Origin of the sequence: Haemophilus haemolyticus M19501 (assembly GCF_000222025.1) — a bacterium.
GTDB lineage: Bacteria > Pseudomonadota > Gammaproteobacteria > Enterobacterales > Pasteurellaceae > Haemophilus > Haemophilus haemolyticus_G.
This window is the reverse complement of record NZ_AFQO01000008.1, coordinates 216121-238571: the sequence shown is the minus strand read 5'-3', so window position 1 is coordinate 238571 and position 22451 is coordinate 216121. Positions and strand designations below refer to the sequence as shown.

Annotated in this window: 21 protein-coding genes; 18 read left to right on the top strand and 3 right to left on the bottom strand. The window is 38.2% G+C overall.

What is annotated here, in order from left to right; translation table 11 throughout:
* Positions 1 to 488: 488 nt before the first annotated feature.
* The 11 genes from GG9_RS02915 to hycI all read left to right on the top strand — a co-directional run bounded on the left by GG9_RS02915 (position 489) and on the right by hycI (position 11994).
* Complete coding sequence (locus GG9_RS02915; RefSeq protein ID WP_005631968.1) at positions 489 to 1088, top strand: 4Fe-4S dicluster domain-containing protein; 600 nt, start codon at positions 489 to 491, stop codon at positions 1086 to 1088.
* A gap of 42 nt (positions 1089 to 1130) precedes the next feature.
* Complete coding sequence (gene hyfB, locus GG9_RS02920; protein WP_005631966.1) at positions 1131 to 3152, top strand: hydrogenase 4 subunit B; 2022 nt, start codon at positions 1131 to 1133, stop codon at positions 3150 to 3152.
* A 9-nt stretch (positions 3153 to 3161) separates the two neighbouring features.
* Positions 3162 to 4124, top strand: coding sequence for a respiratory chain complex I subunit 1 family protein (locus GG9_RS02925; protein ID WP_005631964.1), 963 nt, complete (start codon positions 3162 to 3164; stop codon positions 4122 to 4124).
* Between the two features lie 9 nt (positions 4125 to 4133).
* Entirely contained in the window at positions 4134 to 5579 is a 1446-nt protein-coding gene (locus GG9_RS02930; protein ID WP_005631962.1) for a hydrogenase 4 subunit D, read from the top strand.
* Positions 5580 to 5589: 10 nt separating this feature from the next.
* The gene (gene hyfE, locus GG9_RS02935) at positions 5590 to 6228 is read left to right on the top strand and encodes a hydrogenase 4 membrane subunit (RefSeq protein ID WP_005631960.1); all 639 of its coding nucleotides are present in this window, start codon (positions 5590 to 5592) and stop codon (positions 6226 to 6228) included.
* A 4-nt stretch (positions 6229 to 6232) separates the two neighbouring features.
* Complete coding sequence (locus GG9_RS02940; RefSeq protein WP_005631958.1) at positions 6233 to 7771, top strand: hydrogenase 4 subunit F; 1539 nt, start codon at positions 6233 to 6235, stop codon at positions 7769 to 7771.
* Positions 7772 to 7790: 19 nt separating this feature from the next.
* Complete coding sequence (locus GG9_RS02945) at positions 7791 to 9521, top strand: hydrogenase large subunit (RefSeq protein WP_005631956.1); 1731 nt, start codon at positions 7791 to 7793, stop codon at positions 9519 to 9521.
* A 10-nt stretch (positions 9522 to 9531) separates the two neighbouring features.
* The gene (locus GG9_RS02950) at positions 9532 to 10107 is read left to right on the top strand and encodes a formate hydrogenlyase complex iron-sulfur subunit (protein ID WP_005626087.1); all 576 of its coding nucleotides are present in this window, start codon (positions 9532 to 9534) and stop codon (positions 10105 to 10107) included.
* On the top strand, positions 10104 to 10880 hold the full coding sequence (locus GG9_RS02955) for an NADH-quinone oxidoreductase subunit B family protein (RefSeq protein WP_005626090.1): 777 nt from the start codon (positions 10104 to 10106) through the stop codon (positions 10878 to 10880). The genes GG9_RS02950 and GG9_RS02955 overlap by 4 nt, the downstream gene beginning before the upstream one ends.
* 255 nt (positions 10881 to 11135) lie before the next feature.
* Positions 11136 to 11543, top strand: coding sequence for a formate hydrogenlyase maturation HycH family protein (locus GG9_RS02960; protein WP_005631954.1), 408 nt, complete (start codon positions 11136 to 11138; stop codon positions 11541 to 11543).
* The gene (gene hycI / locus GG9_RS02965) at positions 11536 to 11994 is read left to right on the top strand and encodes a hydrogenase maturation peptidase HycI (protein ID WP_005631952.1); all 459 of its coding nucleotides are present in this window, start codon (positions 11536 to 11538) and stop codon (positions 11992 to 11994) included. Before GG9_RS02960 ends, hycI begins: the two co-directional genes overlap by 8 nt.
* 87 nt (positions 11995 to 12081) lie before the next feature.
* Here the strand turns inward: hycI and hypF are convergent, their stop codons facing one another.
* Both hypF and GG9_RS02975 read right to left on the bottom strand, forming a co-directional pair.
* A complete protein-coding gene (gene hypF / locus GG9_RS02970) occupies positions 12082 to 14352 on the bottom strand; it encodes a carbamoyltransferase HypF (RefSeq protein ID WP_005631950.1) in 2271 nt (756 codons plus the stop codon).
* 99 nt (positions 14353 to 14451) lie between these two features.
* On the bottom strand, positions 14452 to 15195 hold the full coding sequence (locus GG9_RS02975) for a YdcF family protein (RefSeq protein ID WP_005631948.1): 744 nt from the start codon (positions 15193 to 15195) through the stop codon (positions 14452 to 14454).
* A gap of 134 nt (positions 15196 to 15329) precedes the next feature.
* On the opposite strand from GG9_RS02975, the gene lsgA reads away from it, so the two are divergent.
* Genes lsgA through GG9_RS03010 form a run of 7 tightly spaced genes read left to right on the top strand, consistent with a single transcriptional unit; the run spans position 15330 to position 22095 of the window.
* On the top strand, positions 15330 to 16535 hold the full coding sequence (lsgA, locus tag GG9_RS02980; RefSeq protein WP_005631946.1) for a lipooligosaccharide flippase LsgA: 1206 nt from the start codon (positions 15330 to 15332) through the stop codon (positions 16533 to 16535).
* A complete protein-coding gene (lsgB, locus tag GG9_RS02985) occupies positions 16532 to 17446 on the top strand; it encodes a lipooligosaccharide biosynthesis sialyltransferase LsgB (RefSeq protein ID WP_005631944.1) in 915 nt (304 codons plus the stop codon). The genes lsgA and lsgB overlap by 4 nt, the downstream gene beginning before the upstream one ends.
* A 1-nt stretch (position 17447) precedes the next feature.
* Positions 17448 to 18509, top strand: coding sequence for a lipooligosaccharide biosynthesis family 4 glycosyltransferase LsgC (lsgC, locus tag GG9_RS02990; RefSeq protein ID WP_005631943.1), 1062 nt, complete (start codon positions 17448 to 17450; stop codon positions 18507 to 18509).
* 11 nt (positions 18510 to 18520) lie between these two features.
* Positions 18521 to 19294, top strand: a complete 774-nt coding sequence (lsgD, locus tag GG9_RS02995) for a lipooligosaccharide biosynthesis galactosyltransferase LsgD (protein WP_005631942.1) — start codon at positions 18521 to 18523, stop codon at positions 19292 to 19294.
* A gap of 11 nt (positions 19295 to 19305) precedes the next feature.
* Positions 19306 to 20190, top strand: a complete 885-nt coding sequence (gene lsgE, locus GG9_RS03000; protein ID WP_005631941.1) for a lipooligosaccharide biosynthesis N-acetyl-glucosamine transferase LsgE — start codon at positions 19306 to 19308, stop codon at positions 20188 to 20190.
* 1 nt (position 20191) lies between these two features.
* Positions 20192 to 20995, top strand: coding sequence for a lipooligosaccharide biosynthesis galactosyltransferase LsgF (gene lsgF / locus GG9_RS03005; RefSeq protein ID WP_005631940.1), 804 nt, complete (start codon positions 20192 to 20194; stop codon positions 20993 to 20995).
* Positions 20996 to 21003: 8 nt separating this feature from the next.
* Positions 21004 to 22095, top strand: coding sequence for a lytic murein transglycosylase (locus GG9_RS03010; RefSeq protein ID WP_005631939.1), 1092 nt, complete (start codon positions 21004 to 21006; stop codon positions 22093 to 22095).
* A gap of 33 nt (positions 22096 to 22128) precedes the next feature.
* Here the strand turns inward: GG9_RS03010 and GG9_RS03015 are convergent, their stop codons facing one another.
* Positions 22129 to 22449, bottom strand: a complete 321-nt coding sequence (locus GG9_RS03015) for a c-type cytochrome (RefSeq protein WP_005631938.1) — start codon at positions 22447 to 22449, stop codon at positions 22129 to 22131.
* Positions 22450 to 22451: the final 2 nt, after the last annotated feature.

Sequence of the window (22451 nt, the reverse complement as noted above, 5' to 3'; positions counted from 1 at the left end):
ACTTCCACTACTTTATTTGTTAGCAAGTAAAGTTTAATTTACAAAAGAATTACTAAAAAAGGCCGCTACTTTGCGGCCTTTTTTATGCCTATTCTGTTTATTCTCATATAGAAAAGAGGATTTTTATAATGAAAATTCACTTCAAAGCAGGCTCCAAAACTTGCGGAAAATCTACCGCACTTTTGTGTTTAATGAGAAAATTCCAACAGGAATTTAACATTGCATTAGCAATTTTTTTCAATAATTAGTTTAATAGTTTCAATTACTTACAATCTTAACAAATTGAATTGAGAGTCAATCTCAATACTAAATTTTTTCTTTGATAAAAACAAAAAAATTTATGATCTCAGTCAATAAAACAATTGTTTTACTCTAGTCGGGGTAACTCTGAAGGAGTATCCTTATTTCCAGAGTGGTTATTGTGATGTATTGGCGTAATGCCTTCCACCTACTTTCTGTTTCTATCTATACATACTTTGGGGGAAAATATGAACCGTTTTGTTATAGGTGATCCGAAAGATTGCATTGGATGCAATACCTGTATGGCTGCTTGCAGCGAAGTACACAAAGCTTTTGGATTACAATCCTTTCCGCGGTTACAAGTAATGCGTAACGACGATATTACTGTGCCGATCTTGTGTCGCCATTGTGATGATTCACCTTGTGCTACGGTATGCCCTGTGCATGCAATTAAGCACGAAAATGACACTATTCAATTAAACGAAGGTTTGTGTATTGGCTGTAAACTTTGCGCCATTGCTTGTCCATTTGGGGCGATTACTCAACACGGTAGCGCACCATTAGATGCACCAAACCACTACGACAGTTTTTCTTTCACTGATGCGGTAAAACGTGATATTCGCACCGCACCGAATAATACTGATGTTCATAATATGCTTGCATGGCAACCGGGTGTAAAAGCCATCGCAGTGAAATGCGATCTTTGCTATTTCCGTGAAGAAGGTCCTGCTTGTATGCAAACTTGCCCAACAAAAACTTTATTCTTAATTAGTGATGAGAGTATCGAACAAGCAAATCGCAAAAAACGCGAAATGGCAATGATGGGTTCTCCTGTCGTGCCAAGATAAAAGTTTATTGTTTGTTTACTCGTTAATCAATGGAGTGAAATTATGAGTTCTTCAATCAGTTTACTCATCACGTCCTTGTTGATTTATGTCGTTGGTGCGTTTATTTCTCTCGCTGTGCGAAAAAATGAACAACTTTCAATCAATATATCCGGCGTGACCGGTGTACTTGGTGGCTTGTTAGGCATTGTTGCCTGCATTCCCGTGCTTATCAGCAACGATACGGTCGTTGATGTGTTTTCAACCCCTTTCGACTTCGCCCAATTTTCAATCCGCATTGACGGATTAGCTGCGTTTATGGTGTGTGTAATTTCTTTAATGGTTATTATCACCGCACTTTATTCCTTTTCCTATGTGAAAGAATACATTGGAAAAGGCGCTGGCACGATGGGTTTCTTTATGAATTTGTTTATCGCCTCAATGGTTGCTTTGGTCACCAGCGATAACGCTTTCTACTTTTTAGTATTCTTTGAAATGATGTCTTTGGCATCTTACTTCTTAGTGCTAACCGAACAAGATGACAACGCAACCAATGCGGGCTTGTTGTATTTCTTCATTGCTCACGCTGGTTCTGTGTTGATTATGATCGCTTTCTTTATTTTCTATTGCTACGCAGGTAGCTTTGAATTTGAAGCCTTCCGCCACACCGAGCTTTCAATGCCTTTAGCCTTTACGGTATTTATTTTAGCATTTCTTGGTTTCGGCGCAAAAGCAGGGATGATTCCATTACATAGCTGGCTACCAAAAGCTCACCCAGCAGCACCTTCTCATGCTTCTGCAATGATGTCTGGTGTGATGGTTAAAATCGGTATTTTCGGGATTATCAAAGTTGGTATTGATCTACTTGGCGCACACAATATGTGGTTTGGTGTGATTGTGCTTGCTTTTGGCGCAGTTTCTTCTGTGCTTGGCGTACTTTATGCCTTAGCAGAACATGACATCAAAAAACTTTTGGCGTATCACACCGTAGAAAACATTGGCATTATTATGATGGGTGTAGGTGTCGGTATGATTGGTATGGCAATCCATAATCCTGTACTTGCTATTGTCGGTTTGCTTGGCGGTTTATATCACTTACTTAACCATGCGGTATTCAAAGGTTTATTGTTCTTGGGTGCGGGTTCTGTGATGTACCGTTTACATTCAAAAGATATGGATTTAATGGGCGGACTTGGCAAATTAATGCCATTTACGGCTTTCTGTTTCTTGATTGGTACCATGGCAATTTCTGCATTACCACCGTTTAACGGTTTTGTGAGTGAATGGTTTACTTATCAATCTTTATTCAGTCTAAGCCAACACAATGATGTGGTATTACGTATCGCTGGCCCTGTTGCAATCATTATGCTTGCCTTAACAGGTGCGCTTGCCGCACTTTGTTTCGTGAAAGTGTATGGTATTAGCTTTGGTGGTGCACCACGCAGCGAAAAAGCAGCACATGCACGTGAAGTGCCAAAACCAATGGTGATTGCAATGGCAATCTTGGCATTATTCTGTGTACTTTTGGGCGTGGGCGCTTCTGTGGTAACTCCAATTATTGCCAATATTGCAACCGCACTTTCTCATAATGAAATGCTTAATTTAGCGGAAAATGGCGTAGTGGTAGCAAGCAATACACCGAATACGGCGCTTTCTACACCAATGGTGAGCATTATGTTGATTGCATTCTTTGTGTTGCCGTTTATGTATTACGCTTACACCAAAGGCAATCGTATGGCAGATCGTGCAAAAGGCAATCCTTGGGCTTGTGGTTATGCTTACGAAATGGATATGGCAGCATCTGCGGGTAGTTTTACTCGTCCGCTTCGTATTATCTTCAAACCACTTTATACCTTGCGTCAAGTGCTTGATCCTGCGCCTGCCGGTGCAAAAGGTATTAATGCATTAATTTCAGGTGCGACCAAAACAGAACCATTCTGGGAAGAAAAAGTAACAATGCCGATTGCGCATTTTATCCCATGGTTAGGTCGTAAAATTCAATGGCTACAACAAGGCGACTTCCGCGTTTATTGCGTGTACTTCGTGATTGCCTTGGTTGTGTTATTACTTTCCATTGCGTTGATGTAGGAGGAAATTATGATTTCATTACCTTCAGAAATTTCCACTTCCGCTGGAATGTTCCTTTTAGCCATTGTGCAAGCGTTAATTCTTCTCGCTTTAGCACCGCTCTTTTCAGGCATTTCACGGATGATTCGGGCTCGTATTCAATCTCGTCGTGGCCCGGGCTTGTTACAAGATTATCGCGACATTGCAAAATTAATGACGCGTCAAAATATTTGGCCAGATAATGCGGGTTGGGTATCTCGTGTTATGCCTTATGTGTTAATTAGCACAGTTATGGTGGTTGCGATGAGTTTACCCATGTTTACTCATCACTCACCGTTTGGGGCTGGCAGTGATTTAATCACCGTTATTTATTTGTTCGCGTTGTTCCGCTTTTTCTTCTCAATTGCGGGTTTGGATTCTAACAGTACTTTCTCAAGTTTAGGTGCAAGCCGTGAAGTGACATTAGGCGTACTTGTTGAACCCATCTTAATGTTGGCATTCATTGTGATTGCTTTAATTGCAGGTTCTACAAATTTTGCAGTTATTAGCACCGCACTTTCTAGCCAACCTTGGCAATATCCTGTTGCAACGGTGATTGCCTTAGTTGCCGCAGCTTTTGCGATCTTTATTGAAATGGGCAAAATCCCATTTGACTTGGCTGAAGCAGAACAAGAACTTCAAGAAGGCCCACTGACTGAATATTCAGGCCCGTCTTTCGCCTTATTGAAAGTCGGTTTGAGTTTAAAATCAATGGTGGTTGCCTCTATCTTTGTGAGCGTGCTTTTCCCATTCGGTGCAGCACAAGAGTTCACGGTAAGTGCGGTCATTTTAGGCATCGTTTCTTTCTTTGTGAAATTGCTCGTGGTATTTATCGCCGCATGTGTGTTTGAAAACACATTGGCACGTACCCGCTTTATGCTAACAGGACGTTTAACTGTGGTCGGTTTCGGCATTTCAGTGTTGGCGTTTGTGTTTTACTTCACAGGATTGTAAGGAGGAAATATGGAACGTTTAGCACTAATTACAATCATTTTGCCGTTTGTCGGTGCGTTTATTGTGGGATTGAACAAACAATCTTTCCCAAAAATTGCCACAATTTTTGCCGCACTTGCTACCCTTGGCACACTTGCTGTGGCGGGGCAGTGGTATGCAAATGGCGCACAATCTGTCACCTATGATTTAGTCAAATTTGGTGATACCGCAATCTTCGGCGTGACCTTAGATGCAGTGAGTACATTAATTGCCTTTGCCGTTGTAGGTTTAGGTTTCTTAATTTGCTTGTATTCTTGTGGCTACTTAACCGATAAAAACCGCGAACATCCGCATAACGGATTGCCTCGTTTTTATGCTTTCTTATTGATCTTCATCGGTGCAATGGCAGGCTTGGTGTATTCATCAACTTTAGCGGGTCAGTTGCTTTTCTTTGAAATCACTGGGGGATGTTCTTGGGCATTAATCAGCTATTATCAAAGCCAAAAAGCAATGGCGGCTGCGATGAAAGCGTTGATTATCACTCATGTTGGTTCATTAGGTTTATATCTTGCTGCGGCTTATTTATTTAGCCAATCCGGCACATTCTCTATCACGGCGTTAGAACATCTTGCGCCAGAAGCGAAAACTATCGTGTTATTTGGCGTGATGTTTGCTGCATGGGGTAAATCAGCACAACTTCCAATGCAAATTTGGTTACCAAATGCAATGGAAGCGCCAACACCGGTCAGTGCGTATTTGCACGCCGCATCAATGGTAAAAGTGGGCGTCTATATTTTTGCTCGTTCCGTGATGTCTGCTGGTGAAATTCCACACATTGTGGGTGAAGTAGGGATTGTGATGGCAATGATTACATTGATTTATGGTTTCTTAATGTACTTGCCGCAAGCGGATTTAAAACGCTTACTTGCGTATTCAACTATTACTCAACTTTCTTACATTTTCATTGGGCTTTCTCTTGCAGCATTAGGTTCTAAATTAGCTTTTGTTGCAGCGATTGCTTATATCTTTAACCACGCCTTTGCGAAAAGCTTATTCTTCTTGGTTGCAGGTTCATTGAGCTATGCCACAGGTACACGTTCAATGCCTCGTTTACAAGGGATTATGCGCACCATGCCTGTGGTTGGTACTGGATTTGGTATTGCTGCATTGGCTATTGCTGGTGTGCCGCCGTTTAACGGTTTCTTCAGCAAATTCCCATTATTTGCCGCAGGTTTCGACCTTGGACAAGAATATTCATGGGTAACTTGGTTAATGGTGATTGCGTTGATTGAATCTACGGCAACATTTGTTTGGTTGCTTTATAAATTTGGTCAATGCGTTATCGGTAAACCATCTGAAGACGTGCAAAATGCGCAACCATTGCCATTCTCTATGACATTTGTTTTAGTGATTTTAATGGTGATGTCTGTGTGTTCTAGCTTTATCGCTGCCTATTGGTTAGGCCTTGCGGGTTAAGGAGAGAATTATGTTAATGATCAATGTATTAGCGAGTTTACTCATCATTACATCGCTTTGTGTCATTATGGCAAAAACCGCAAAAAAATCCGCGTTATGCTATGGCTTACAGTCTCTTGTATTGGTGGTGTTATTCGTTTATTTGGCATTTGAAATGCAAGCTCACGAACTTTATATGTGGTCCATTAGTGCATTCGTCACGAAAGTATTATTAGTGCCAGGAATTTTAATCTTTTCTTTACGAAAAATTGACGAAAGTCAAACTCCTGCGGGAATGAATGTCGCTTGGTTGATCCCGATCACATCTATCATCGTTTGCTTATGTTACTTTGTTGTCATTCCAGTGAACTTACCGTTAGTTGAACATTTAAAACCAGCGTTGTCAGTATCACTTAGCCACTTCCTTTTAGGTTTAGTGTGTATTGTGAGCCAACGTAATATTGTGAAACAAGTTTTCGGTTATTGTTTAATGGAAAACGGTGCGCATTTAACGTTGGCTTTACTTGCCAACAATGCGCCAGAATTAGTTGAAATCGGCATTGCCACCGATGCGATTTTTGCGGTCATCATTATGGTGGTGTTGGTGAATAAAATTTACCGCACTTTCAACACTGTTGATGCTAAACAACTTATGAGTTTGAAGGGGTAACGCTATGTATGAACAATGGATAATTGCGTTATTAGTCGCACCTTTAGTCATCGCTTTTGAAAGCTTTGCACTACGCGGAACAAAAAATCGGACAGTTTGTACCGCATTCCACATTACTGGGTTAATTTTGATGTTGTTCTTTTCCGTACAGGTCATTTCTGGCGTGTTGGAAAAAGGCAGTGTCAGTGCATTTAACAACTGGGTGTATGTTGATAGTCTTTCTGCCATTTTCTTAGGCTTAATTGCTGTTGTGGGTTCACTTGCCGGTGTGTATTCCATCGGTTATATGAACACAGAATTGGAAGAAGGGCATATTGATTTTAAAACCTATGCTCATTACCACGGTTTCTTACACTTATTCTTCTTTACGATGATTGTGTCAGTTATCACCAATAACTTAATTTTAATGTGGGTTGCCATTGAAGCGACAACATTAAGCTCCGCGTTTTTGGTCGGTACTTACAAACAAAAAACATCCCTTGAAGCTGCGTGGAAATACATCATCATCTGTTCTGTGGGCGTCGCTTTCGGTTTATACGGCACACTTCTAACCTTTGCGAATGCAAATGGTGTGCTTGCCGATCCAAGCCAAGCGATTTTCTGGTCAGCCGTGAATCAACAAGCCACTGGTTTAAACCCAATGTTGATGTATATCGCATTCGCTTTCGTATTGATTGGTTTCGGCACGAAGTGCGGTCTATTTCCAATGCATACTTGGTTATCAGACGCACACAGTGAAGCACCAAGCCCAGTGAGTGCAATTTTATCCGCGGTGTTATTAAACTGTGCAATGCTTGTGGTGTTGCGTTACTACACATTAGTTTCAAAAGCTGTTGGCGCAGAATTTCCACAAACTTTAATGTTGATCTTTGGTTTACTTTCAGTGCTTGTGGCGGCGTTATTTATCATCGTGCAATTTGATATTAAACGTTTGCTTGCTTACTCAAGTATCGAAAATATGGGCTTAATCAGCTTTGCTTTCGGTCTTGGTGGCCCAATTGGGGTATTTGCAGGTTTACTTCACACCATCAACCACAGCCTTGTGAAAACTTTATTATTCTGTGCATCGGGTAATATTCTATTGAAATATAAAACCCGTGATATGAATCAAGTGCGTGGATTATGGCGTGTTGCTCCAGTGAGTGCGGTGCTTTTTGCCGGTGGTGCGTTGGCATTGGGCGGTATCCCTCCATTTAACGTATTTGTGAGTGAATTTAGTGTTGTGGTCGCAGGGATTACAGCGGGTAAAACTTGGTTAGTTATTTTATGCTTAATTTTACTTACTATCGTGCTTGCAGGACTTGCTTTAATGCTATTAAAAACAGTGCTTGGTAAACAACCTGATAATGTAGAAGCAGGCGAAGTCAGTAAAGTCTCTTTGGCGGCAATGACCATACTATTGTTGTTAATGTTTGTAATGGGTATCCATATTGCAGAGCCAATCTTGCAGTTACTAAAAAGTGCGGTAGGAATTGTGCTTGGATCTGAACATGTGTCCTTTGGCGATATGCTAGTTTTACCTTGGCAAAGTTTAGCGAAATGATCGACAACTGGGGGAAAAAATGGAATTAACTAAAAATACATCGGTCGATCCGGTAAAAATGCTCGGCAAAAATTATATTGAAGCCGTTAATGCAAAATTTCCGAATACAATTTTAGATGAGGAGTGGTCTACACCAAATCAAGTCACTTTAACGGTGAAAACCAATATGTTACCTGATGTGGTGGAATATCTTTACTATCAACATGAAGGCTGGTTGCCATTAGTTTTTGGTAACGATGAACGCTCAATTCATGGTCATTATGCTGTTTATTACGTGCTTTCTATGGAAGGTGTCGTCAAAACTTTTGTGACGATTAAAGCACTCGTAGATCCTGTTACACTGGAATTTCCTTCTGTGACACCGAAAGTCAAAGCGGCGGTGTGGGGCGAACGTGAATTATTCGATATGTACGGTTTAAAAGCCGTCGGTCTTCCCGATCAACGTCGTTTAGTGTTACCAGATGACTGGCCAGATGATCTTTACCCATTGCGTAAAGATTCGATGGATTACCGTTTGCGTCCAGATCCAACTACGGCAACAGAAACCTATGAGTTTATTAACGAAAAAGGCGAAGCGCGTATTGTGCCTATCGGTCCTCTCCATATTACATCAGATGAACCGGGACACTTCCGTTTGTTTGTCGATGGGGAAGATATTATTGATGCGGACTACCGTTTATTCTATGTACACCGTGGTATGGAAAAATTGGCAGAAACTCGAATGGATTACGATCAAGTCAATTTCTTGGCTGACCGTGTGTGCGGTATCTGTGGTTTTACCCATAGTGTTGCTTATGCTAACTCAGTCGAAAATGCATTAGGTATTCAAATTCCTGAACGTGCACAATGGATTCGTGCAATTTTGTTGGAAGTTGAACGCTTGCACAGTCACTTATTAAACTTAGGTCTATCTAGCCACTTTACCGGCTTTGATACCGGCTTTATGCAATTCTTCCGTGTTCGTGAGAAATCCATGACCTTGGCTGAAGTGCTAACTGGTGCACGTAAAACCTATGGTATTAACCTTATCGGTGGTGTGCGTCGTGATATGTTGAAACATCAGCGTGAGCAATGTATCAAGCTTATCGGTGAAATGCGTGAAGAACTCAAAACATTGGTGGATATTTTACTCAATACGCCAAATATGGAACAACGTACTGTCGGTGTGGGTAAATTAGAACGCCAAGTAGCACGTGATTTCAGCCCTGTTGGACCATTAATTCGTGCCTCTGGTTTTGCTCGTGATGTGCGTAAAATTCATCCATTCTCAGGCTATGGCGATGTGCCATTCAATGTTTTCACTGAAGATGGTTGTGATGTCATTTCTCGTGTGAAAGTGCGGGTAAATGAAGTGTTTGAATCCATGAATATCATTGATTATATGGTAGATAACTTGCCAACTGGTGCGATTATCACTGAAGGTTTCAATTACACCCCTGGACGTTTTGCGTTAGGTATCACGGAAGCGCCGCGTGGTGAAGATATTCACTGGTCAATGCTTGGCGATAACCAAAAATTATATCGTTGGCGTTGTCGTGCAGCGACTTATGCAAACTGGCCAACTTTACGTTATATGTTGCGTGGCAATACGGTATCAGATGCGCCGCTTATCATTGGTAGCCTTGACCCTTGCTATTCTTGTACTGACCGTGTGACGGTGGTGGATGTACGTAAACGCAAAGCACAAACGGTTTCTTACAAAGAAATCGAACGCTACGGCATTGAACGTAAAAATTCACCATTAAAATAGGGGGCGCACAATGTTTAAATTACTTAAAACCGTATTAAATGCGGGGGATGTTACCACTAAATATCCGTTTAAACCCTATGAAGTTGATCCTGATTTCCGTGGTAAACCAGAACTGAACTCTGATCAATGTATTGTTTGTGCAGCCTGTACAATGGCATGTCCAGCTAATGCGCTTACCATGCGTACCGATCCAGAAACAGGCGAACGTACTTGGTCATTATTTTTAGGCCGCTGCATTTTCTGTGGCCGTTGTGAAGAAGTTTGCCCAACAAAAGCGATTCGTTTAAGCCAAGATTTTGAATTATCAGTTAGCAATAAACAGGATCTTTATCAAGAAACAACCTTTACTACAACGATTTGTCATCAATGTGGCCAACCTTTTGTTTCTCATAAAGAACTCAATTATGCCGTGGATTTATTCAAACAAACGTTGGATAACGATGAACTGGTAAAACATAAATTAGCGGTGCTCAACACTTGCCCAACCTGTAAACGCCAAAACAGTTTGGAAAAAACCGCCGATATGGAATCCAATATGCGCGTGAAATTGGCATTATTTGATCACGTTAGGGAGATTGCAAGATGAACACACAAATCCCAATGCCCGTGAATGGTATTTCAACGCCATTTAGCGTGGATGAAAACATTGCGAAAATGAAACAAACTTTGTTGAAAAATATTCAACGTTCCGCTTATGTTTACCGTGTTGACTGTGGCGGTTGTAATGGTTGCGAAATTGAAATTTTTAGTACCATTACACCAACCTTTGACGCAGAACGTTTTGGGATTAAGGTTGTTGCATCACCTCGCCATGCGGATATTTTATTATTTACTGGCGCGGTAACTCGTGCAATGCGTACACCTGCGATGCGTGCTTATCAAGCTGCACCCGATCCAAAAATCTGTATTTCTTATGGAGCGTGCGGTTGTGGTGGCGGTATTTTCCATGACTTGTACTGCGTATGGGGCGGTAGCGATCAAATTGTGCCAATTGATGTGTATATTCCTGGTTGTCCTCCAACTCCAGCAGCGACTATTTATGGTTTTGCAATGGCACTTGGTTTACTTGATCAAAAACTCAAAGGTAAACAAGAAATTGCCGATCCTAATGCAGAGGCTAAATTACGTTTCCCAAATATTCCATTAGATTTACGTGTGGAATTAGAACGTGAAGCGCGTCGCTTGGCAGGGTATCGACAAGGTGGAGACATTGCTAATCAATTTATGAGTATGATGTCTGAAAAAGATCAGGTTCCATTTGGAGTTCGCCTTGGCGAATTTTTGGAACGTGAAGCGGATCCTCGTTTGAGTGAAATCGTAAACCGATTACATGCAATTAGTATGCCGTTTTCGGGATAGTCTAACGATTGATAAATAAACTAATAGCTCCGTTTTGATTTCTGCCAAATCTCCCCTTACCCCTCTTTGATAAAGAGGGGAATAAGAGCGGTCAATTTCAATCTAGTTTTCTGCATTAACAACAGAAAATAAAAATGAGAGAGGAGATACTTTCTTGCTAAAGAATAATCCCCCTCTTTAGCAAAGAGGGGTAAGGGGAGATTTGGCAGTATTGATTAGCGAAGAAATTACTTTACAAGTTTTATAGGACGTACCATGACAACCCAAGTTTTTTTCTATTTACTCAATGAGCGTTTTGTTGAAAACGATGAGCAAGTCCCAGAGCAAGCCAAGCAAGTAATGTATTATTCCCTTGCTATTGGTCACCACGTTGGTGTAATTGACTGCTTTAAAAAATTGCTGATTTGTGATTATGCCGATTACCAACGTTTTGTAGATACCTTCCCTGAAGGGGATGCAAAACGTAAGTTTGCGGGCTTAATGAAATTTGGTGAAATAGTGATTGATTCAAGTCATGTGAATTTATTGGCTAAGGCACTTGATGAAAATAGAGCCAATTTTTCGCCTGAACATCAAAAATGGGTCGATATTTTAATGGACACGCTTGCTTCCATCCAGCGTGAACCTGTGATGTATATAATGGTGAAACGTCGTGATGAATGAAAATCTAATTCTAACTGTTGGTAACACAATGATGGGCGATGATGGGGCTGGTCCTTATCTTGCTCAGCTTTGTAGTGAAAATCCGTTGCCAAATTGGACCGCACTTGATGGTGGTTCTGCACCGGAAAATCTTGTGCATCAGATCCGAGTCATGAAACCAAAGCGTTTAATTATCTTTGATGCAACAGAAATGGAACTGCCCGTTGGTAAAATTCGTATTATTGACAAAGAACTTATCGCAGAAATGTTCTTCGTCAGCACGCATAATTTGCCACTTAATTTTTTAATCGAGCAATTAGAGGAAGATATTCCTGAGGTTATTTTTATTGGTATCCAGCCTGATCTTGTTTCCTTTGGTTTTCCGATGAGTGAAGCTGTAAAAAGTGCGGTAGAATTTTTCTATGAATTTTTGAAGGATGGGGGCGATTTAGGCGAAATTACCCGATTGTAATTGCCTTCATTCATAAAAAACGATAGCTTAACTTGCGATCGTTTTTTTATATGTTAATAAGCAACATTTGCTTAAATGAATTTGGCATTAGCCAGACAATCTTGATGCGATCATCGCTTGCCCTAAACTTAATCCGCCATCTCCCATTGGATATTGATGTGCGCTTAACACATTAAATTCTGCAAGCGCTTGTTTCAACAAACGACGTAATAATTGGTTATGCATTACACCGCCTGAAAGTACAATGGTTTTGCAATTGTGGCGTTTGGCTTGCTGACGAGCTAATTCAGCAAAACCTTTTGCCAGCGCATAATGGAAAATAAATGCTTTGTTTTCTTTGGAATCATCGTAATCTAGCCAACTTTGCCAAAATGTGGATAAATCCAATTGATTATTTTTGATTGGCATTTTAACGTGAATATTGACCGCATTTTTTTCATCTTTGATAAAATCAGATTTTGTGGCTAGTGCTTCTAAATAACAAGCTGCCTCCCCCTCCCAAGAGAGTTTGTCACCCACAATACCTAACCCATAAGCTACGGCATCAAATAGTCGCCCAGCCGATGAAATAAGGGGAGAATTAAGATTACGTTCAATAGCATTGGAGAGGGGTTCCCAAGGTAATTCGGAACAAGTTTTAGCCGCTATGTCACGCCAATTGGGTACAAATTTTTGAAGATGAGCAAGCCAATTACGCCAAGGTTGGGTGGCGGCAAGATCGCCACCTGGCAAAGCAACGGCGGGCAATCCACCTAAATGTTGAGATTGTTCGCCATCTACTAATAAACATTCACCGCCCCAAAGTTGCCCGTTAGCCCCCATTCCAATACCATCTAAAGCAAGACCAATCACTTTTTCATGACAATGATGTTCTGCCAATACGGCAGCAATATGTGAGTGATGATGTAAAACTTCCACATAAGGTACCGATAATTTTTTTGCGAGGTTTTTCCCCGTTTTTGATGAAAAATAACCTGAGTGAGCATCAACCGCGATTAAATCCGGTTTGAATTGATAAATTTGGCAAAATAAGTCGATATTATTTTCTAATTGTTGTTGCACAAGTTCATTAGCGGTATCACCAATATGTTGGCTAACAACGGCTTTATTTTGTTTTAGTAGGCAAAATGTATTCTTAAGATCAGAACCTAACGCCAAGATATTTTTTGTATTTTCCGTTTTCAATAGCATTTCATCAGGAACGTAGCCACGTGCTCGGCGTAGCGTTTCCACACCATCAAAAGAGGCTCTCACTAAGCTATCATCAGCGCGTTGCAAAATATCGCGATTATGGCAAAGATAGAAATCTGCCAAATTACTTAATTTTTTCACCGCACTTTTGTTGTCTAAAACAGGTGGCTCACCACTAGGATTGGCAGATGTCATGACGAGCGGTTGATTGATTTCACGTAAAAGCAAATGCTGTAATGGATTACTCGGTAACATCACCCCAATTTCATTTAGATTCGGGGCGATATTTTCTGCAAGATTGGGCACCTTATTTTTTTGTAACAAAACGATTGGCGCAGCTGTGCTAGTGAGTAATTTGATTTCGGTTTCTGTTAAATTTTGTAAAAAATCTAAACTTGGTACCATTACGGCAAGAGGTTTGCTTGGACGATGTTTACGATCTCGCAGTAATTGAACTGTATCGAAATTCTGTGCATCACAAGCTAAATGAAAACCGCCGATCCCTTTGATTGCCAAAATTTTCCCTTCTTTGAGCAAAAGTGCGGTTTGTTTTAAGGCTGTTTGATGTGTTGCAAGTTGATGTTCGCTATCTTGTAACCAAATATGCGGGCCGCAAACTGGGCAGGCATTAGGTTGGGCATGAAATCGACGATCCGCTGGATTTTTATATTCATGTTCACAATCTGGGCAGAAAGGAAAATCAGACATCGATGTATTTTTACGATCATAAGGAATCTTTTTGATAATCGTAAAACGAGGCCCGCAATGGGTACAATTAGTGAAAGGGTAGTGATAACGACGATTTTCAGGATTGAATAAATCCTCTACGCAAGCGGGACAAGTGGCGGCATCAGGCACAATTTGTGTGTCCATTGCATTGTTTTCGCTTTCTCGAATGACAAATTCAGTAAAGTGCGGTAGATTTTCCCAGTGTTTTTCACATTGTTGAATATCTGTGATCAGTGCTAAGGGCGGTAGTTTTTCCTGTAAATCTTTTAAAAAATGCGTGAGTGCTTCTTTTTCTGGATTTACAAATCGAATTAACACTCCTTGCCCATCATTATTTACATCGCCCTTTAGGCCATATTCATTTGCTAATAACCACACAAAAGGGCGAAATCCCACACCTTGCACTTTGCCTTTAATGCGTAATTCGATTCCGTTCATAACTTGTTCTCTACATCAAATTGAGTGATTTTTATGGTAACCGAAAATATATGTGCAAGCTGTGATTTTCATCAAAGAAGGTTCGTTTTTATAAGTAAATTATTGTGCGTAATGGGCTTTCCAATAACCAATCCACTCTTTTAATAAAACCATATTGCTATTCAATGCACCTAAGTCAGGAACAAAAGATTTTGCAGATAGATTTCCTTTGTTGCCATAGCTTGCCGCTGCAGCAGGAAGCACATCAAATCCTTGTTTTTCAAAAAGGTATTTGGCTCGTTTCATATGCCATTGATTTGTTACTAAAATAATTTTTTGAATATGATCTTTCACTAAAATATTTTTAGTTAAACTGGCATTTTCTTCCGTATTACAGGCTTTATTTTCGATCCATTGTGTTGGCACATTAAAGAATTGGTTAAGTTCTTTTGCCATTAAATCGCCTTCAGAAATGCCTATCAAAGAATAGCCAGTAGTTAAAACAGGCAAGCCAGTTTCTTTTTGTAAAAATGCCGCATAACGTAACCGTTCTAGTTGCGGTGCGCCAGAAGCAGTTTCTGCATACAGTTCTTTAGTGGGGTAAGATCCACCGCCTAATATGACGATGGCTTGAGCTTGTTTATAGTCATCTAGGGTAAGGGCTGGAGAATCATCATTATCTGTTAGCAATAAACCTGTAAAAGGCGCACTCATGATATAAAGCCAGGTGAAACTGATGAGCGCAATAAATTTGGCTAATTTTTTGATATGAACACGATAAAGAATCGCTGCAATAATCAGTAATACAAAGGTATTGAGAGGTGGTGCGATAAGTGCGGTAAGAAGTTTTCCTAGTTCTAACATAGATAAGATCCTTGATATAGAGCGGTTTCATTATAATGATTAGTCATAGCTTGTCTATGTTGATTTTGTTAAAATAAGTCCCCTTATTTTTTGATAAACAAACGCTCGAATTCACAAAAAGTGCGGTTATATTTATGAAAGTTTTTAAAGACAGTGTCATTTACCTTGTTGGGGAATTATCGTCAAAGTTAGTTCCTTTTTTACTTTTGCCTTATTTATCACGTAAATTGGGCGTAGAAGGGTATGGCTCACTTTCTTACTATCAAACTTTTTTAAGTTTATTTTTGATTGTGGTTTCTTTAACTCAAGAAGGCGCAATTTCCCGTTATTTTTATTTTTACGGAAAACGTTCATTAAATTTAGTGGTGAATACCGGCTATGCTTATACCACTATAATTGGATGCATTATTTTAATGGGTTGTTGGATTGCTCAGTCTGAAATATTATTTTATGCCGCACTTTCCTCAATTTTTCAATCTTTCTTAAATGTTCAGCTAAGTGTAAGACAATGCCAGAAAAAAGCTTGGTCTTATGCTTTTATTCAATTTTCACTCACTATTACTGGTGCGGTATTTACCGTAGCATTGCTCGAGTATTATCAAAATGATCTTGTTGAAAAAAGAATTTTGGCCATTTTGTTGAGTAATTTAGTCGTCTGGTTTTTTTCTTATTTTCTTTACAGAAAGAATGCAAAATCTAAGAAATATCAATTTAAACATTATAAATCTGCATTATTTTATATTTTAGGATTTGGATTGCCGCTTATTTTGCATCATGCGAGCTTTTTCTTAAAAGGGCAGTTAGATCGTATTTTTATTTATCATAAATTCAGTGAAACAGATTTAGGGCTTTATGCGATGGGGGCTCAACTTGCTTTAATTTTTTCTATTGCTATTCAAGCTCTTAATAAAGCGATTCTTCCCTATTTTTATGAAGCCTTGAAACAAAAGAAATTAGTGATTCAACAGTTACATAAATGGGCGTTATTTTCCTTTTTGCTGATACCTATTCCTGCTTTAATTATGTGGATTATTCCTGAAGATGTGCTAGTTTGGATTTTAGGTAGCCAATTTATGGGAACGAAATATTATTTTATTTTATTTTTAATTTCGACTACATTAAGTATTCCTTATTTAATTTTAGTTAATTATCTTTTCTATTATGGAAAAAATAAACTTATTTCCCAATGTTCGGTTTTATCTACAGTTATTTATGTGGCAAGCCTTGTAGCTTTAACTTTTACAGAAATTAAATATATCCCTTATGCTGGAATTATTGGTTCGCTTTCCATTATTCCTATTCTTTATGTTATGACATCTAAAGTGAGTAGAACCCTATGAATCTCATTCTTTGTTGCACACCATTGCAAGTATTAATTGCGAGAAAAATCATTGAATTACATCCTAACGAGCAATTCTTTGGCGTCATGTTTGGTGGTGTATGGGATAAAAAAAGAACCTTGTATGCGAGTAAATTAGCAGAGGCTTGTAGTGATTCGATGAACATTGATACGGGGAAAGATCTAAAAGGTTTCGATTCTTTCAAGTTAATGCGCCAGCTCAAGAATAAAATTACGCACAAAGGTTTTGATAAGGTTTTTCTCGCCAATCTTAATTCATTATGGCTACAAACTTATCTTAGTCATGTTTCATTTAAAGAGCTTTATACCTTTGATGATGGTTCAGATAATATTTTCCCACATCCCAATTTATTGAGAGAGCCTGATACATTTAAATACAAACTGATTAAAGCCTTTATTGGCGATAGATATAGTGTGCATAAATTATTTAAAAAAATAAAAAAACATTATACGGTTTATCCTAATTACAAAAATATTGTTTCCAATGTTGAACCTATTTCCTTATGGGATAATAAAGTAGATGGTGAGATAGATGGCGAAGTCTCATTTTTTATTGGACAACCCTTGTTAAATACAAAAGAGGAAAACATCTCATTAATAAAAAAATTAAAAGATCAGATTCCTTTTGACTATTATTTTCCTCATCCAGCAGAAGATTATCGAGTGGATGGGGTAAATTATGTTGAATCAGAACTTATTTTTGAAGATTACGTATTTAAACATTTAGCGAATAAAAAGGTGATTATTTACACGTTCTTCAGTTCTGTTGCGTTTAATTTATTAAGTCATCCTAATGTGGAAATTCGTTTTATTAGAACGAGTATTCCAAGATGGCAATTCTGTTACGATTCATTTCCTAAGCTTGGATTAACGATTTATAAGGAAATTTAAGATGAAAAAAATTGGTTTCTTTATTATGAATATCGAAAGTACGGGGGGAACAGAGCGCGTTTCCATTAATGTTGCTAATGCTCTTGCTAAACAGGGATATGATGTTTCTTTTATTAGCATTGGCGGTAACAAGCCTTTTTTCCAAGTCGATGAAAAAATTAATATTTACGCAATGAATAAATTGCCCTATTCATTGAAAAAAGATTATTTTTCTATCACAAAAAAATTAAGAGAATTGGTTAAAGAATTACAGCTGGATACCTTAATTGTGGTTGATGGTGCGATTATGCTCTTTTCAGCTTTGGCGTTGGTCAATTTACATGTAAAGCATATTTTATGGGAGCATTATTCTTTTAACTTTACTGGCAATCGTCTAGTTCGTACGCTCGGTAAATATTTAGCTTCAACAAGATGTGATAAAATCGTCACATTAACTGAGTCAGAAAAAATGCTGTGGCAAGCAAAATTTAAAACGAACAATATAATCAGTATAGCTAACCCAAATACGCTTTTGCCAAAAAATAAATTAGCAAAATTGGAAAATAAAACTATTTTATCTGTAGGGCATTTATTTTCTTATAAAGGTTTTGATTATTTATTAAAAGCCTGGCAAGTTTTAGCAAAAGATCACCCAGATTGGAATTTAAAAATAGTGGGATCGGGTGAGGAAGAAGAGAATTTAAAAAATCTTGCTAAAGCATTGGATATTGAAGATTCAGTTAATTTTATTCCTCGTACCAATGATGTCGCTTTTTATTATGAAAGCAGTTCAATTTATTGTTTACCTTCACAAACAGAAGGGTTGCCTTTAGTCGTTATTGAGGCGATGGCATTTGGCTTGCCTATTGTTGCCTTTAATTGTTCTCCGGGCGTAAAGCAATTAGTGGAACATAAAGAAAATGGTTTTCTTTGTGAACAAAATAATATTGAAGAAATGGTTAATGGTTTAGATTTATTAATGAATAATCCTGAACTTTATCAGCAAATGTCAGACAAATCTCGTTTAATGAGTGAAGATTATGGCATTGAGAAAATTATTGAAGAATGGAAAGCGATTTTATAAGGAATAATTTTATGTTAAAAAAATATTTGATCTCTTTAGATAAAGATATTCAGCGTCGGGAATTATTCTTTTCTCAAAAAAACACTGAGGATTTTCAAATTTTTTCTGCCGTTAATACCATGCAAAAAGATTGGGATGAATTAGCTACTATTTTTAATATTGAACAATTTAAAGCACATTATGGCCGTAATGTCACTAAGGGCGAAATCGGCTGTACATTAAGTCATCTTTCTGTATACCAAAAAATTGTTGAAGACAATGATATCGCTGAAGATAGTTATGCGTTAGTTTGCGAAGATGACGCTTTATTCCATCCAGATTTTCAGAAAAATTTAACCGCACTTTTAGCAGAAAAACTTGAGTCTGAAATTATATTGGTTGGGCAGTCAAAAATTAATGATTTCAATGATTTTGATTTAGAAATTAATTATCCGACAACCTTCTCTTTTTTATGCAAAAAAACAGGCAATGTAAATTACGCTTTTCCTTATAAAAGTTATTTTGCTGGCACGGTGGGGTACCTTATAAAAAAATCAGCTGCAAGAAGATTTATTCAGCAAATTTCTCAAAATAAACCGTTTTGGTTAGCGGATGATTTTTTACTCTTTGAACAGGATTTTAATATAAGAAATAAAGTGGTTCGCCCTCTCATGGTCATTGAAAATCCTGTATTGATAAGCAATTTAGAAAGTGTTCGTGGATCTTTATCCAATAATTTGTTTAAAAAATTAATGAAATATCCATTGAAAAAAATCTTTGCGATTAAGAAAAATTTGGCTAATTAAAGGAAGGAATTATGTTAAGCATTATTGTGCCTTCTTATAATCGAAAAGCAGAAGTGCCAGCCTTATTAGAAAGTTTAACTCACCAAACATCGACTCATTTTGAAGTAATTATTGTGGATGATTGCTCAAAAGAAAAAGTCATCGTTGAGCAACGCTATTCTTTTCCAGTTACAGTGATTCGTAATGAAACCAATCAAGGTGCAGCGGAAAGTCGTAATATTGGCGCGCGTGCATCAAAGGGAGATTGGTTGCTTTTTCTCGATGATGATGATCGTTTTATGCCGGAAAAATGTGAAAAAGTATTACAAGTTATTAAGCAAAATCCGAATATTAATTTTATTTATCATCCAGCTAAGTGTGAAATGGTCAATGAAGGGTTTACTTATGTGACTCGACCGATTGAACCCCAAGAAATCTCGATAGAACGTATTTTGTTAGCCAATAAGATTGGTGGCATGCCAATGGTTGCAATTAAAAAAGAGATGTTTTTAAAAATAGGTGGATTATCCACCGCACTTCGTTCTTTGGAAGACTATGATTTCTTGTTAAAACTGTTACAAGAGCCAAGTTTTACCCCTTATAAAATTAATGAACCACTAACTTATTGTACTTTCCATACTAAACGCTCAAGTGTGTCTACGGATACCACTAATACGCAAAAAGCCATTGATTATATTCGCGAGCATTATGTGAAAACGGTAGAGCAAGCTCGTAATTTTGATATTAACGCGAGCTATATTTTGGCTTATCCCCATGTCATGAATTTATCGCGTAAAGCAGCAAAATATTATTTTGATATTTTTAAGAAAACAAAAAGCATTAAACAATTCATTATTACGTTGGTTATTTTAATTTCGCCAAAATTAGCCATTAATTTAAAACGGTTGGGAAAATAAAATGAAATTTTCAGTCCTAATGTCCTTATATATTAAGGAAAATCCTCAATTCTTGCGAGAGTGTTTTGAAAGTCTTGTGGCACAAACTCGTCAAGCAGATGAAATTGTCTTGGTTTTTGATGGCGCAGTAACGCCAGAATTAGAATCTGTTGTGACAGAATTTGAAACAAAACTGCCATTAAAATTAGTTAAATTGCCGCAAAATCGGGGCTTAGGCAAAGCCTTGAACGAAGGTTTATTGCATTGTGATTATGACTGGGTTTTCCGTATGGATACCGATGATATTTGCGTGCCTGATCGTTTTGAAAAGCAAGTAGCGTTTATTGAACAGCACCCTGAAACCATCATTTTTGGCGGACAAATTGCTGAATTTGGTGAAAATATCAATGATATTGTGGCATATCGTAATGTGCCAACGTCTGCTCAAGAAATTATCAAATTCACGCAAAAACGTTGTCCGTTTAATCATATGACGGTGGCATATCAAAAAAGTGCGGTCATTAATTGTGGTGGATATGAAGATCTTCAAGAAGATTATTATTTGTGGATCAAACTTGTCGCACAAGGTTTATATATGGCGAATTTGCCAGATATTTTAGTTTATGCGCGTGTGGGAAATGGTATGGTGAGTCGCCGCCGTGGTGTCAATCAAGCTAAAGCAGAATGGCGTTTGTTCAAATTAAAATATCGTTTGGGAATTCAGGGTTTGTTATCTGGATTATTTACTTTTGCATTGCGTTTTGGTTCTCGTTTATTGCCAACCTCGTTATTGAAAAACCTTTATCAAACTTTTTTACGTAAATAGGAAATACGATGAAATTGAATATGTTATTTAAAATTTCTGCATTATCCACCGCACTTTTTTTAGTTGGCTGTTCTAGTTCGTCTGATATTAAGTCAGTGGTTAATAGCACCAATTATGCTAAACCAAGAACGCCAGAAAATTTTAATGATTATGTTCAATTTTTAAAAGGTAAAGCAGCTGCTGAAGGTGTGTCATTATCAGTATTAAATGCTCAAAATAATATTCTCTATATGCAAAAGGCAGTAGATTTAGATCGTGAACAAGCCGGTAAAATTCGTAAAAGAGATCCTAATTTCCCTACAGTGGCTAATCCTAATGGTACGAGCAATTATCTCAATAGAGTACTAACTCAAAATAAAGTGAATGTCGCGGGTGAGCGTTATTGGGAAGTGCAAGCCTCATTGCAAAAAGCAAGCCTAAAATATGGTGTTCAGCAGGAGTATTTGCTTGCGTTATGGGGAATGGAAAGTAGTTTCGGGCATTATCAAGGCAAATATGATGTACTTTCTGCAGTGGCAACCTTGGCTTTTGAAGGTCGTAGAGAAAAATTATTTACGAAAGAATTTATTTCAGCCATGAAAATGCTTGAAAAAGATCATATTCAACGTGAACGTATGTTAGGTTCATGGGCGGGCGCGATGGGACAAACTCAGTTGCCAAGCACGTTCTTACGTTATGCGGCTGATGGAAATAATGATGGCGTAAAAGATATTTGGAAAAACCAGTTTGATACTTTCGCTTCTATCGCCAATTATTTGCATACAGTAGGCTGGGATAATACTTTGCCTTGGGGCGTAGAGGTGATGCTTACGCAACCTATTGATTTGAGTTATTCTGGCACAGAAAGCAATAAAGCTCGCTCTTTGAAAGATTGGCAAGCGATGGGGTTAATTTTAAAAAGCACAAATCCACAGGAGCAAGCAAAATTAAGTATACTTGAAAATGCTCAGCTTTGGTTAGTTCGCCCTGATCGTGAAGCGGGCAGAGCATTTTTAGTTTCAAATAATTTCCGTACTATTTTAGATTGGAATAAATCTAATTATTTTGCCTTGAGTATCGGTATGTTTGCTGAACGGATTAAAGATAATGTAGGGTTGTGATAAAAATGCGGTCAAAATTGACCGCATTTTTGTTTACTTATTTTTTAATGTCGGTACAAACTCAGATAGCATTTTTATCTCTTCTTCACTCAATCTGATTTTTATCATGTTGCCTGCACCTTGTATTTTTCCGCTTTTACGATCAGAAAGTGCGGTGTAAATTTCCTCTGAATTTAGCGTATTGATAATTTGGGATTGCCCCAATGCTGATTTTTCAGCAGATTTCCCGTGGCAAGTGGCACAGGTTCGTTTATAAAAATTTTCAGCTTTTTCCATATCAACATCTGCTAATACAAATTGGCTGGCGGTGAGCAAGCTTAAAGAGAGTAGAGTAGCTTTGTAAATTCGTTTCATGG

What these genes read in the sequence shown, in the direction of transcription:
- GG9_RS02915 (WP_005631968.1), top strand. Translation starts at nt 489, where the DNA reads ATGAACCGTTTTGTTATAGGTGATCCGAAAGATTGCATTGGATGCAAT.
- hyfB (WP_005631966.1), top strand. Translation starts at nt 1,131, where the DNA reads ATGAGTTCTTCAATCAGTTTACTCATCACGTCCTTGTTGATTTATGTC.
- GG9_RS02925 (WP_005631964.1), top strand. Translation starts at nt 3,162, where the DNA reads ATGATTTCATTACCTTCAGAAATTTCCACTTCCGCTGGAATGTTCCTT.
- GG9_RS02930 (WP_005631962.1), top strand. Translation starts at nt 4,134, where the DNA reads ATGGAACGTTTAGCACTAATTACAATCATTTTGCCGTTTGTCGGTGCG.
- hyfE (WP_005631960.1), top strand. Translation starts at nt 5,590, where the DNA reads ATGTTAATGATCAATGTATTAGCGAGTTTACTCATCATTACATCGCTT.
- GG9_RS02940 (WP_005631958.1), top strand. Translation starts at nt 6,233, where the DNA reads ATGTATGAACAATGGATAATTGCGTTATTAGTCGCACCTTTAGTCATC.
- GG9_RS02945 (WP_005631956.1), top strand. Translation starts at nt 7,791, where the DNA reads ATGGAATTAACTAAAAATACATCGGTCGATCCGGTAAAAATGCTCGGC.
- GG9_RS02950 (WP_005626087.1), top strand. Translation starts at nt 9,532, where the DNA reads ATGTTTAAATTACTTAAAACCGTATTAAATGCGGGGGATGTTACCACT.
- GG9_RS02955 (WP_005626090.1), top strand. Translation starts at nt 10,104, where the DNA reads ATGAACACACAAATCCCAATGCCCGTGAATGGTATTTCAACGCCATTT.
- GG9_RS02960 (WP_005631954.1), top strand. Translation starts at nt 11,136, where the DNA reads ATGACAACCCAAGTTTTTTTCTATTTACTCAATGAGCGTTTTGTTGAA.
- hycI (WP_005631952.1), top strand. Translation starts at nt 11,536, where the DNA reads ATGAATGAAAATCTAATTCTAACTGTTGGTAACACAATGATGGGCGAT.
- hypF (WP_005631950.1), bottom strand. Translation starts at nt 14,352, where the DNA reads ATGAACGGAATCGAATTACGCATTAAAGGCAAAGTGCAAGGTGTGGGA.
- GG9_RS02975 (WP_005631948.1), bottom strand. Translation starts at nt 15,195, where the DNA reads ATGTTAGAACTAGGAAAACTTCTTACCGCACTTATCGCACCACCTCTC.
- lsgA (WP_005631946.1), top strand. Translation starts at nt 15,330, where the DNA reads ATGAAAGTTTTTAAAGACAGTGTCATTTACCTTGTTGGGGAATTATCG.
- lsgB (WP_005631944.1), top strand. Translation starts at nt 16,532, where the DNA reads ATGAATCTCATTCTTTGTTGCACACCATTGCAAGTATTAATTGCGAGA.
- lsgC (WP_005631943.1), top strand. Translation starts at nt 17,448, where the DNA reads ATGAAAAAAATTGGTTTCTTTATTATGAATATCGAAAGTACGGGGGGA.
- lsgD (WP_005631942.1), top strand. Translation starts at nt 18,521, where the DNA reads ATGTTAAAAAAATATTTGATCTCTTTAGATAAAGATATTCAGCGTCGG.
- lsgE (WP_005631941.1), top strand. Translation starts at nt 19,306, where the DNA reads ATGTTAAGCATTATTGTGCCTTCTTATAATCGAAAAGCAGAAGTGCCA.
- lsgF (WP_005631940.1), top strand. Translation starts at nt 20,192, where the DNA reads ATGAAATTTTCAGTCCTAATGTCCTTATATATTAAGGAAAATCCTCAA.
- GG9_RS03010 (WP_005631939.1), top strand. Translation starts at nt 21,004, where the DNA reads ATGAAATTGAATATGTTATTTAAAATTTCTGCATTATCCACCGCACTT.
- GG9_RS03015 (WP_005631938.1), bottom strand. Translation starts at nt 22,449, where the DNA reads ATGAAACGAATTTACAAAGCTACTCTACTCTCTTTAAGCTTGCTCACC.